General features: G+C 28.8%; 12 protein-coding genes. All 12 read left to right on the top strand.

Annotation, left to right across the window (positions count from 1 at the left end; genetic code table 11):
• The first annotated feature begins 4 nt into the window (after positions 1–4).
• The 12 genes from ABMA45_RS05795 to ABMA45_RS05740 all read left to right on the top strand — a co-directional run bounded on the left by ABMA45_RS05795 (position 5) and on the right by ABMA45_RS05740 (position 13318).
• A complete protein-coding gene (locus ABMA45_RS05795) occupies positions 5–928 on the top strand; it encodes a glycosyltransferase family 2 protein (RefSeq protein ID WP_022088941.1) in 924 nt (307 codons plus the stop codon).
• Between the two features lie 12 nt (positions 929–940).
• Positions 941–1930 (top strand): glycosyltransferase family 2 protein, encoded by a 990-nt coding sequence (locus ABMA45_RS05790; RefSeq protein ID WP_022088940.1) that lies wholly within the window; start codon positions 941–943, stop codon positions 1928–1930.
• Between the two features lie 78 nt (positions 1931–2008).
• Positions 2009–3145, top strand: coding sequence for a polysaccharide pyruvyl transferase family protein (locus tag ABMA45_RS05785; protein ID WP_022088939.1), 1137 nt, complete (start codon positions 2009–2011; stop codon positions 3143–3145).
• Positions 3135–4286 carry an O-antigen ligase family protein gene (locus tag ABMA45_RS05780; RefSeq protein ID WP_022088938.1) on the top strand — a complete coding sequence of 384 codons (1152 nt, stop codon included), beginning with the start codon at positions 3135–3137 and terminating at the stop codon, positions 4284–4286. The genes ABMA45_RS05785 and ABMA45_RS05780 overlap by 11 nt, the downstream gene beginning before the upstream one ends.
• Before the next feature lie 63 nt (positions 4287–4349).
• Positions 4350–5786, top strand: a complete 1437-nt coding sequence (locus tag ABMA45_RS05775) for a flippase (RefSeq protein ID WP_022088937.1) — start codon at positions 4350–4352, stop codon at positions 5784–5786.
• Positions 5787–5936: 150 nt separating this feature from the next.
• Entirely contained in the window at positions 5937–6554 is a 618-nt protein-coding gene (locus ABMA45_RS05770; protein WP_022088936.1) for a VanZ family protein, read from the top strand.
• Between the two features lie 565 nt (positions 6555–7119).
• Positions 7120–8487 (top strand): hypothetical protein, encoded by a 1368-nt coding sequence (locus ABMA45_RS05765; protein WP_022088935.1) that lies wholly within the window; start codon positions 7120–7122, stop codon positions 8485–8487.
• A 148-nt stretch (positions 8488–8635) separates the two neighbouring features.
• Positions 8636–8887: a hypothetical protein gene (locus tag ABMA45_RS05760; protein ID WP_022088934.1), complete on the top strand. Its 252-nt coding sequence runs from the start codon at positions 8636–8638 to the stop codon at positions 8885–8887.
• Between the two features lie 290 nt (positions 8888–9177).
• Positions 9178–9678 carry a hypothetical protein gene (locus tag ABMA45_RS05755; protein ID WP_022088933.1) on the top strand — a complete coding sequence of 167 codons (501 nt, stop codon included), beginning with the start codon at positions 9178–9180 and terminating at the stop codon, positions 9676–9678.
• Positions 9679–9965: 287 nt separating this feature from the next.
• Positions 9966–11390 carry a nucleotidyltransferase domain-containing protein gene (locus ABMA45_RS05750; protein ID WP_022088932.1) on the top strand — a complete coding sequence of 475 codons (1425 nt, stop codon included), beginning with the start codon at positions 9966–9968 and terminating at the stop codon, positions 11388–11390.
• A gap of 290 nt (positions 11391–11680) precedes the next feature.
• Positions 11681–12784 (top strand): AAA family ATPase, encoded by a 1104-nt coding sequence (locus ABMA45_RS05745; protein WP_347996197.1) that lies wholly within the window; start codon positions 11681–11683, stop codon positions 12782–12784.
• Positions 12785–12799: 15 nt separating this feature from the next.
• Positions 12800–13318 carry a hypothetical protein gene (locus tag ABMA45_RS05740; protein WP_022088930.1) on the top strand — a complete coding sequence of 173 codons (519 nt, stop codon included), beginning with the start codon at positions 12800–12802 and terminating at the stop codon, positions 13316–13318.
• Positions 13319–13357 lie beyond the last annotated feature (39 nt).

Here is a 13357-nt window from a genome sequence, read left to right as displayed (position 1 = left end):
GGAAATGGAATCAGTAAAATATAGTATAATTGTGCCTGTATATAATGCAGAACAATTTCTTGAAAGATGTATAAAAAGTTTAATTGGTCAAACATATAAAAATTTTGAGGTGATTTTTATTAATGATGGCTCAAGTGACACAAGTGGAGATATTTTAAAGAAGTATTGCACATCAGATAAGAGACTAAAGCTTATAGAAAGAACAAATCAAGGAGTTTCATCAGCTAGAAATGAAGGAATTGAAAGAGCTATAGGAGAATACGTTATCTTTGTGGATGCGGATGATTATGTAGAAAAAAATTTATTAGAAAAAATTTCTGAATGTTCATCAAAAGCGGAAATGATAATGTACAATTTTAAAGATAATGGAATTGTAAACAAAGTAGAAAAAGAGGTTTCTCCATTTTGTGATGATGTGAGTGAAAGTGCTATACTAATATCGGGATTGAATTCTTTCAGAGGATTTGTATGGAATAAAGCATTTAAAAGAAACATTGTTATTGAAAATGATATAAAATTTAAAGATGATATTCATATGTGTGAAGACTTATGTTTTTGTATTGATTTCTTGGAAAATAACATAACCACAGCATTTATTTTGGAACCATTGTATTACTATGAACACAGAGGTGTAAGTGCCAGTGCAAATATATTTAGTGCTAAAAGATTTTCAGTTATAAAGGCATATGACTATTTGTTAAGTAAACCGCTGATTAGGGGAGAGGAAACTGTGTATAGATGTTATAAACATCAATATATAAGACATTGTTTGTCATTGTGGAAAATGATAAGAAATGATGATGAAAATGTAGGCTACAAAAAGGAACTTTCAGACAGAATAAAGAAAGTTGATTGGAAGTTTGCTATTGATAAATCGTTTAACATAAAATATAGATTGGTATTTGTAGCAATCAAGATCTTTGGTTAAGGAGTACTGGATATGGTAAGTGTAGTTATACCTGTTTATAATGGAGAAAAGTTTATAAAAAAAAGTATTGATAGTATTATAGAAAACTGGAATGGAACTTATGAGATAATTATTGTCGATGATGGTTCCACAGATGAAACAGCATCTATATGTGATTCAATAGCAAAAAATGACACAAGAATAAGAATTATACATCAAAAAAATGCAGGCGTGAGTAATGCAAGAAATACAGGTATTTATAACGCAAAAGGAGAATGGATAATTTTTGTAGATGCAGATGATTTAGTGCAGGGTGATGCAATAAATGCGTTAGATGGTATTGAATCATCCATAGATTTTGTTGCCTTTGGGACAAAAAAAATACAAGAATGGGATAGAAAACAAATAAATAAAGATGAATTACTGTTGGAAGTGCTTGGTGAGAGTAACGCAATTGGATTTAAAATGAATGCTGTTTGGGCAAAGGCATATAGAAAAGAGATGCTTGATAGTAATAAGATTAGATTTAATGAAAAGTTGTTCCATGGAGAGGATTTGCTTTTTAATGTAGATGTTGCTTTAAAATGCAAAACTGCAGTTATTCTTAACAAAGAGATTTATAAATATATACCTACAGATACATCAGCAACCCATAAATTTCAGAGTAATAGTTTGGAAAATGAGAAAATATTTACATATGAGATAGATAAAAGATTAGGTGAAGATTTTAACATAGATTTAAAGCAAAAAATAAATAATAGAATTAATTGTATGATAATTAACAGCATTTGGATTGTATGTGGGCAAAATATATGTCATACAGAAAATAAGTTGAAGTTTGGCGAAAGAAAAAATATTTTAAAAAATATGATTCAGATGGAGCCTTATAAGTCAGTCATAACAAAAAATATTAATATGGAAAATATTAATTCAAAACAACGTATGATGGTCTCGCTACTAAAGGAAAAAAAATATGGTTCTGTTATTTTTATGTTTATGATAAGGAATAGAATTTCAAAATAAAAATTATTATTTGAGTATTATAAGAATTGAAAAGGAGAATAGTTCATTAAATATATAGATAATGAATTATATAAAGATATGAAGAAAAAAATAGGAATAATGACATTTCATGCTTCTAACAATAGTGGTTCTATGCTACAGGCATATGCTTTACAGCATTTTTTTAGAGAAAGATATAAAATTGATACTGAGATTATAGATTATTCGAATGAGGTACAGCAAAGAATGTACTCTATACTATGCAAGCCAAAGACATTTAAGGACTTGTTGAGGGACATATTATATCTTTCACATTATAAAAGTATAGCTAGGACAGAAAAAGGATACGATGAATTTAAAAAATATTACAAATTAAGTAAGAAATACAGAAAAAGTGAAGATTTAAAAATTGATGAATCTGAATATTTAGCAATCATAGCTGGAAGTGATCAAGTTTGGAATATTAATGCGATGGATTTTGATGAAAATTATATGCTTCCGTTTGAAAATATTAAAAAAATTGCATACGCTGTTAGTTTGGGCGCTTCAAATCCAAATGAATCAAGCAATAAGGATGTGTATAAAAGTTATATCGAAGATTTTTCAGCAATATCAGTTAGGGAGCAAAATGCAAAAAAATGGATTGAAAATCTAATAGGACGTAAAGTTAATATTTGCGTTGATCCGACACTATTGATAAGTGAAAAGGAATGGCTTAAAATAACGGATGAGTCTATGATAGAAGGTCCATATATCTTTTGGTATGCGATGACTTATAAAGCTGAACAGGCAAATATATTGAAGAAATTGAGCGAAAAATATGATATGCCCGTGTATATTATGAATGGAAAAGAATGGGCAAGAAGAGGGTTAAGAAGAAAAGGAATTAAATTATCACCAAAGGGTGGACCAAGTGCATTTTTGTCACTTGTTTCAAATGCAACAATGGTTGTGACATCTTCGTTTCATGGTAGTGTTTTTTCGTATGTGTTTAAGAAAAATTTTTGGTATATTGGATTAAATAAAGATGGGGGGAACGATGACAGAGCTTCATTTTTATTAAAACAGATGGGACTTTCGGAAAGATATATTAAAACACAAGAAGCATTGGAAAAGGATTTATTAAAAGTACCAGAATATGATGATAAAAAGTTACAACCGTATGTGGAAGAGTCAATTAATTTTATTGAACAGGAAATTGTTTTTCAAAAAGGAATGATAAAAGATGAAAATTAACAAGAATAGTTTAATATATATGATGAGCTTATTCCCAATTTTAGTATCTCAGGTTGTGTATACTATTATTAACAGCAAATTTGCTATATTCTTATTGGTTTTAAAGATGTTTGTTTTTATCTATTACTTTGGTAAAAAAGTGATAAGACACTATATTTCTGTATTAGATATGGCAATAGGAATGTATTTTGTTGTTTGGGGAATATCTGTATTTATAAATGAAGAGAGTATAGTGGAGTATGCAAAAGAGAGTATTGTTATTTGTACATTAATATTTATGGTGGAGGAAGCTAAGCACACGGATATCAAGGCGTTTTTTGATGCGTTAACTTTGATGTTATTTTCATTGTTTTTGATTAATTTTGTTGTAGCGATTATAGTTCCAAATGGTCTTTGGCAAACAATGTCAATCTACGGAACAGAAGCAGATTATATGTTTTTGGGGTTGGGAAATCAGCTAACACCTATGTTTTTGATAGCGTTGATGACAGCTCTTTTTCAATATGAAATAAAAAACATAAAATTTGTTATTTTGTATGGAATTGTACTATTGGGAAATATCTATTTTATGTCTTCAGCAACTGCGATTGTTGGAAGTTGTGTGATGTTGGTAATTTTTATTATAACAAAAACTACCGGAAAATATAAAATTCCTAGAATTGCAATGGCTATAGTAGTGGTAGTTGGAATATCTATAGTTATATTTAGAATTCAATATATTTTTTCTTTTATAATAGAGAATATACTTGGAAAAACATTAACATTATCAAGTAGGACAATCATATGGGATAAAGCTCTAGCATTGATAGGAAAAGAACCGATTATAGGTTATGGAGCAGGAACGTTGGCAACTGTTATACAAGATAGAAATGCACATTGCTTTTTCCTACAAATTTTAATTCAGTCGGGAATTATAGGGCTATTGTGTTATATTAATGTCTTTAGAGTAGTATTAAAAAAATGCAAGAAATATTCAAAATTGAAATCATATATAATTATTAATTCATGTATATGTGGATATCTTACATGTTGCATAACAGAAGTTTATTCACAAAATTTTTTGATTTTAATTTTATGTATAGCCTTTATAGGAAGCAATTTAGAAACAGTTATTCAAGAATCTTTAAATAATATTAGTTGATGAATAAAAATTAGAAATCAGATATAGTTTTGTATTTATACATAAATCGAGGAAAGGCAGAGAATGGAATCTATTAAAAAGAATTTTATATATAATATTGTATACCAAGTATTATTGATTTTTTTACCATTAATTACAGCACCGTATATTTCAAGAACATTAGGTGCAACGGCAGTAGGAATTTATTCATATACAAACTCAGTTGCGTACTATTTCCTTATGCTGGCAATGCTTGGGATTTCTAATTATGGAAATCGTAGTGTAGCTGCGGTTAGGGATAATAAAGAGTCTTTAAATAGAGTGTTTAGCAGTATATATATATTACAGGTATCAACTTTTATCATAGCAATTTTAGCATATATTATATATGCTATTTTCTTTGCTAAAAATAATGAACTAATTTTTTTAATACAGTTATTGTATGTTATATCAGGAATGTTTGATATTACCTGGTTGTTTTTTGGATTAGAAAAATTCAAACTTACAATTGGGCGAAATCTTTTGATTAAAATTGGTACAATAATTTGTATGTTCATTTTTGTGCATACACCAGCAGATTTATGGAAATATACATTAATTATGTCTGCTGGAACTTTTTTTAGTCAGGTATATCTGTGGATATATGTAAAGAAAGAGGTTAAATTTGTTAGAGTATCTATTAATGAAGTCCTAAAAAATATAAAACCAGTACTAGTTTTGTTTATTCCAGTATTGGCATATAGTATATATAAGGTTATGGATAAAATTATGCTCGGAGATATGTCTACATACACACAGGTTGGCTTATATCAAAATGCAGAGAAAATTATTAATGTTCCTATGGGAATTATTACCGCCTTAGGAACAGTAATGCTTCCAAGAATGTCGAATATAATAGCAAAAGGTGAGAAAGGCAAGACGGTTTTATATATTAGAACTTCAATTAAGCTTGTTACTATATTATGTTCAGCGATAGCATTTGGATTAATGGGAATTGCACCGGTGTTGGCACCTGTCTATCTGGGAAATGAATTTGTAGATTGTGCTCAGATTATAACATTACTGTCAATTAGTGTTTTCTTTATTGCTTGGGCAAATGTTGTTAGAACACAGTATTTGATTCCAAATAGATATGACAATATATATGTAATATCGACAATTGTTGGAGCTGTTTTGAATTTCCTTATAAATTATATGTTGATACCACATTATCAATCAAATGGAGCTGCAATTGGTACAGTTGTAGCAGAATTTAGTGTAATGATAATTCAGGTAATAGCAGTTCGAAGAGAATTACCTATAATTAGATATATAGTAAAATATGTTCCTATTATGGGAATCGGAATAGGTATGATGGCTATAGTAAGAGAAATTGGTAGTATTATGGGATGTTATATAAAGACACTTGTTGTACAGGTGGCTGCAGGTGGAGTCTTTTTTTGCCTGTTAACTGTGATTTACTTGTTTATAACTAAAGATGAAATGCTTATGTTAATAAAGAAAAGTTTATTAGAGAAATAATCGTAATGATGGTAATGTCTGAATATATTAAAAATAAAATTTATATAAAATTGTTTGAATTTTAAGATTATAGTAGTTGTTGCCATGGATATTTTATAAGGTATTACATAAGAATATAAATTAGACAAAAAGTATATAGGAAAGTTTATTATGAGTAAAGAAATTGATATTATTGCAAATATTATAAAAAGTGTACTTACAGCACTTTATCAATCGTTTTTAGCAGCAGTGCTTTTGGCATTTGTGTCTATGTTCGTTTTTCTTTATGTGAAGGAACATGGATGGAAAAAAGGAAATCTAATTAAAAATATATTCGGAACATGGGTTAGAAATTTTAAGAAAAGTTCTACTTTTCGAAGAGTTTTTCTTTTGATGTTTTATTCTGCAATGATTCTTTTTAGAACTTTTTTAAATAGAAATATTTGGTTTGATCCGTTAAGTGATGTATTAGGAGACTGGGGATTACATAAATCAGATGGATCATTATCTACTGAACCTATAGAAAATCTTGTGCTTTTTATACCTTTTGTAGTACTTCTGCTTTGGGCTTTTAAGAATGAGATTATTGGAGAAGATGTAAGAATTGTAAAAGTTTTATGGAAATCTACCGTAACAGTTGGTATTTTTTCATTTGTCATTGAATTTTCACAGCTACTGTTTCACCTTGGAACCTTCCAGATATCGGATTTGGTTTATAATACTTTAGGTGGAACTGTCGGAGGGCTTGCGTATTATATAATTTATAAGTTTAGATATAGGAACGGATAGATTTTCGTTTTGATTTTATAGTCCGGTCGATGCTTAACTCTTTAGTGGAGGAGGCGTTGATTGGACTTTTTTTAATGGCTTATTTTTGTGAACAATGGGAAGATTGATAGGGATTGTAATATTTAGAGCTATATGTTAATATACTGGTACAGAGATAACCGAATTGATTTCGGTTGAAAAGCACTTACGTTCGGCGTAGGTGTTTTTTATTTGCAGAAATAGAAACTATCGTTAAATTTAACAGTGCAAAAACGTTTATACTTATATCAATTGGAATGTTATAGTATCAAGAGCATAAAGATAATAGTTATACTTATTTTTACTATACGATGTTGGACTTTAGTAGTTAGCCTGAATATAAAAATTAAACTTGAAAAATAAAACAATATGTTGTATAATAAATTGAAAGATGAAAATGGGGATATGAAAAGCTTATTTTTCTTTTTAATTTATAATTGAATTATCTAAAGAAATTCAAGCAAGATTGCAAAGGATATTGCAATCGTAATCTTTATTTTCCAAAAATATTAATTAAACAAATTTATATTACAAAAGGGGTGGTTTAATGGATAGTTTATTTAATATTGTTCTGTCATCAGCTGTCGTAGCAGCGTTAGTAAAAGGAATAGAACAAAATCAGGTAAATAAATTGAATATGATAACAAGCAAAAGAGGAGACTGGAGAAAGGAACTAAAGGACATAGCGTTAGACATTAAAAAATCGAATGTAGATAATATTAACGAATATCTAACGCAATTGAAAATAAATCTTAATTATTATGGTTCTGTTAATTGTAAAAATAAAAAAGATGAAGATCTTGATATAGTGCAGGACGAGCATATATGGAAGGTTATATACGAAATTGAAGATTATTGCGCAAATGAACAGGAAGATATAGAAAAGTTTGAAGAGTACAAAAAAAGATTAATTGACTATATAGGATTATTGCTTAAATTTGACTGGGATAGAAGTAAATATGAGACAAACAGTGCTTTTGATTTTATGTCATCAATAATATTTTTATTAGCAGTTGGAGTAGGAGGAGTACTATTATATTATTGGCAAAATCCTAAAATGACTATATATGAAATTATTTCAGATGGAATGGTGTTTGTTTTACCAAGTTTAATTATGCTTATTCCGTTATTGATTAAAAAAATGGATTCTCAAATTTGTAGAACTTGGTATAAAAATATTGATTATTTTAAGATCGCAATTGTATGCGCAGGAATAATGATAATATTTATAGTTATATATTTTTATGTAATATATAATCAAAATGGAGTTATTATTGCTATTGCTGAGAGTTTATATATGATGTCTATAGCATATCCAGTTTTAAGCGTTTATAAAGAAAAAAAGTTTTATATGAAATATGAAAAAAGCGTATCAGATTACATAGATAATGATAATAGAAAATTGAAAAATAGTGAGAAACAAAAATATTGTTCAAATAAAAATTGTTATGACACTAAAAAAAAAGATAAAGAGGGTATAGTTATGAAAATGAATGAAAACACTAGTAAAAAAGAATTAGATAGTATTATAGATGGTGTAAATACAAAGTTCGCTGAGAATGACCTTGAGGAAAGAATGAAACAGTATATAATAAGTCTGAAAAAATCAATTGGGGATGATAGGAACAAATATCTTGCTTATAAATCAGTTTTAGAAAAAGAAATGGACTTAAACTTTCCAGGATTTTGGATGGCAACATTAGCTTTATTTATTTCAGCGGTATCACTAGTAATTGACAATATTTCTGGACAAGAAATAATTAAAACCATAGTATCAAGTATAGCAATAGTGGCAATTATTTTGGGAATTTTATATTATACAGTTGTAAATGAGGATAGAAAGAAATATCAGCCGGTTTTAATTGCATTAAACGAAATTGAAAGAGAAAGGGTAAATGAAGAAAACAAAAAATAATTGTAGAAATAAAGTAATACAAATTAACAAAAGTTAGAGGATGAGAGACTAAAAAGGATGTTGTGTCTGATGATTCATTATGTGAAGTATAATATAATTTTGTTTTCCTATGTAAACAATGACGACATTTGTGAAAGGAGAAGTTGCGATGAATGGAAGCAAGCTTATTAGAAGAATTCATATGGAGTGTCCTATATGTGACAAGGTTCATGAGATTGAGGAAAGGACACAACTAGCTAAGATAATCATTAAAGGTGAAGAAGTTAATTATGTGGAGACATATTATTTATGCCCTAATAGTGATGAAGATGAAAACGAATTTGTAACTGGAAAGATGATGAATGATAATCTTTTAAATGCAAGAAATGAATATAGAAAGGCACATTATTTGCTTACATAGAATCCAATTTTTACAATAAGAGAAATATACAGAGTAGCGCTACATTTATCAGCTGAGAGCGCTACTTTTTTATATTTATGATAGCTAATACAAGAGTAAGAACATATAGTTCATATTCAGTGGAAAACATCACATAAAATATATTTGCATAATTTCACATAATATGATATATTAGGTATATGAAACGTTTTACAAATATTATGATACTTTAGCTAGAGCGATTTATATGGAGGGTTTATGGCGGAAGCTAACATAAAACATAAAGACAAAGTGTTTCGGATGCGTTTATAATGCCATGCAGAGAAGGAGAATATGAGTGGACAGCAACAGTTTACAATGTTAATGAAGGCAACAATAAAGATTTGATGAATAAGTGCAAAATTCTGCGCGAATATGCTACAATGGTCTCAAAGATTAGAGAGTTCCAGCAGAAGACATATGATTTGGAAACGGCAATAGAGAAAGCGATAGAATATTGTGTTTCCCATGATGTTTTAAAGGATTTTCTGTTGGAGCATAAGTCGGAGGTGGCAGATATGCTTAGAATGGAATATGATGAAACAAAGACTATGGATCATATAAAAGAAGACTATTTTGAAGAGGGGCAGGCAGTTGGGGCAATTAAAACAAAGGTCGCATTGATTTGCAAGAAGTTAAACAAAGGAATGTCACAGGAGAATATAGCAGAATTGTTAGAGGAAGATATTTCATATGTAAAAGAAATATGTGAAGCAATTGGTGATAGTCCGGCGGAATGCGATGTGGATGAGGTCGTAAGAAAGCTATCTTAGTATTTTGGAGAAACCTTAGATGGAAAAAGGTTTCTCTTTTTTTTATTTATTATGCACAATCAGATAGGCACATAAAATTATGTTATTACAGAGCAGGAAAAAGAACTGTTTTCAGAAAAATTAAAGTCATTAATGGAATATTTATAAGAATTACTGATGATTTGGAAATCAATACACTAGATGATATATTTCATAATACAAGATTTGGAAGATATGTTAAATATAGTTTAAAATATATGTTATACTTGTAACAAAGATTTAAAGATTTGTGAAAGAGATAAATTGTTATGGTAAATATAAATTTAAGAACTTATTATACGGCAATAGAACTTATTAGAAATTTTGTTAATAATAAGACAATTGATAAGGATTTTTTTAATGAGAAATTTATGAATATGCCGAATGAAGAAAATTCTCAGGCGAAAAATGAGAATACTGGGGAAGAAGCTTCGATGGCTAATAAGGCATATAAAGAAAATTCTCAGGCAACGAATAATGTAGGGGAAAATAATTCGGAGGCTAACAATATAGGAAGATTTTATTATATTGCAAAGAAACATAATCTTGTTTCGCTCATGGAACAAGCTATGGAGAAGATGGGATTTGAGTCTGATAGTGATATTTGGAAACGTTGGTTAAAGGAGAAGAATCAGCTTATTTACAAAAGCGTTCTCATGGATGTAGAGCGTGAGGCAATTCAGGATTTTTTTGAGGAAAATAATATTTGGTACATGCTTCTTAAAGGAATGGTTATAAGAAAGTATTATCCTGCTCCGGAACTTAGAGAAATGGCTGACAATGATATTTTATTTGATAATAAATATTCTAAAGAAGTCTATGATTTTATGACAGCAAGAGGATATAAATCTGACGACTATAACAAAGGATATCATGACGAGTATTTGAAACCGCCTGCTTATAATTTTGAAATGCACAGACAGTTGGTCAGCTCAAAGGAAAGACCTAAGTGGTATGAATATTATAAAGATGTTAAGTCAATTTTGATAAATGATGCAAATGGCAAAAATCAGTTTTATTTTTCTGATAATGATTTTTATGTTTATTTTATAGTGCACACATATAAGCATTTTCTTAATAGTGGCATGGGCTTAAGAACTGTTTTGGATGTTTATTTGTATCTTAATAATTTACAGGATAAGCTTGATTTTGATTATATTGAGGAGCAGCTAAAGAAACTTGATGCTTATGATTTTGAGCAGACATTTAGAAGTCTTGCCTTTAAAATGTTTGGGGAGAATGCTAAAGAAGGCAATGCGGCAGCAGATGAGTTGCAGGATTCATTTGATGCTAAAGAGCAGGATATGTTGCGAGAGTCATTTGACGCTAAAAAACAGGACAAGTTATGTGGCTCATTTGATGCTAAAGAGCAAGACAAGTGGTGGAATTCATTTGATGATAAAGAACATGATATGTTGTCATATATTCTTGACGCCGGAACATACGGAAATTTGGAAAATAGTGTGGCCCACAAGATGGGGTATACTAAGGGTGAGAAGAAGAAAGCATCCGATAAAGCAAAATACATATTCCGCAGACTTTTCCCTTCAATGGATACAATCGAGGAATTTTTCCCATTTTTTTACAAGCATAAATGGGCAATCCCATTCTTGTACATTTATAGAATCGGCAAAATGCCATTTACACGAAGAAAAAAAGTCGCGGGTGAGCTTCGGGAAGTTTTTAAGAAGTAGTTGAGGTAAGGAAGAATATTAAGTTACTGCAAATTATCTTAGTAAAATGATGTCATTTATTAGAAGACTAAAAAGTATACTATAAATTCAATTGAGTGTTGGTTTGTCAAAGTTCGACGTTATATATGGATTAATATAAAAACATTTAAAATATACATCTAAAACTTATTTGTTTTTTAGTACACAAAGTATAAAATTATACATGCTTGAAAATAAAACAAAAAGAGGTATAATAAATGGAAGAGTATTACTTCATAAAACACGAACAAATAAACAAAGGAGAACGAGCTATGATTATTATGGATATTAAAGTTGATAATTTTTATGCTTTTAAAAATTTTCATATGAATATGTCTTATCCAAAGAAAATAGTAGATTCAACAATAGAAGAGGAATTTTTAGAGGAAAGACCTAATTTTAGATATAAGAAAGTAAATATAATTATGGGTGGAAATGCCACTGGGAAAACATCATTAGGACGATTGCTTATGTTGTTTACAAATTATTTAAATGATGGTGGATTTAGAAGATTTACAGATAGAATTTCTGATGAAAAAAAAGAAGCAAAAATTTCAATTGATTTTGTTACAGATACCAATATTCTTTATAGATTTGAAATGAAGGTATTGCCAAAAGGAAAAGATGATTATAGTGAGGATGAAGTGGACATTAAAATATATTATACTCCTATTTTAATTAAAGATAATTATGAAATGTGCGCAAATAAACTTAATGAGAAAAATTGTAGTTGTACAACATATGATAAGATAAATACAAATGGTTGGAGTTTTTCGTATCCAATAGATGTAATAGAGGAAAAAAAATATAAAACTATTGAAGAAAATGATAAATATATATTTATTTTAGAACAAATATTAAAAACGTTAGATCCATCAGTAAAAGAAGTAGTAAAGGTAAATGAAGTTGAAAACACATATGCAATTATTTGGGAGAATTGTTCTGTAATAATCAAAGATGGAAGAATTGAAAATAGTAATGTAATGTCAAGTGGGACTAAAGCTGGACTTGAAATATCTTATATAATAACATCACTTATATGTAATATGCATGATTTATATTATTGTGATGAGTTATTTTCATTTGTTAATAGTGACATTGAGAAGGCATGTTTATCGATTATAATAGATAAGCTTAAAGGAAGAAAACAGTTGTTTTTCACAACCCACAATTCTGATATTTTAGATATGCAGTTACCAAAACATGCCTATTCATTTTTGAAAAAGGATATGTCAGATGATGAAACAACAATAAAATGTATTAGTGCGTCTAAGTATTTAAAAAGGAATACAGATTCGCTGAAAAATGCTGTTGAAAATGATTTGTTTTGTACTGCTCCGGAATTAAATAGAATATATGAAATTGCTGATTTATAGTTAGGGTGGTGCGGGATGAGAAAAAATGGAATATACCAATATTATGTAGAGGGTGAAGATGATAAAAAAATAGTAAATGCGTTGAAACAGGAGATAGGTTGTATTGAAAGTGGAAAAGTGGAAAAATTTAATGTAATACAAAACAAATTTTCTATTGCAAGAATAAGACCTTTAAAAAGTGGAACTACCGTAGTACTAGTATATGATACAGATGTTGAAACGAATATAGATATTTTAGATTACAATGTTAAGTTCTTAAAAAAACAGAGTGCAATTAAAGATGTTATTTGCATACCACAGGTTAACAATTTAGAGGATGAGCTTGTTGGTGCATGCAATGTAAAAAATGTTATAGAAATTACAAAAAGTAATAGTTTAAAAGAATACAAAAGAGAATTAATTAGTTGCACAAATTTGGGGAAAAGATTGCAAGTATGTGGATTTAACATATTAAAATTTTGGAATAAATTACCTAAAAACTCATATGAAAAATATGGAAATGACTCAAGTAAAATAAAGAAGGTAAAAAAATAAGAATTTAATGGATTAATAATAATTAAAAAACCAAAGCAG

Origin of the sequence: Eubacterium sp. CAG:156 (assembly GCF_000434315.1) — a bacterium.
GTDB lineage: Bacteria > Bacillota > Clostridia > Lachnospirales > Lachnospiraceae > Eubacterium_U > Eubacterium_U album.
This window is presented reverse-complemented; position numbering and strand designations above follow the sequence as displayed.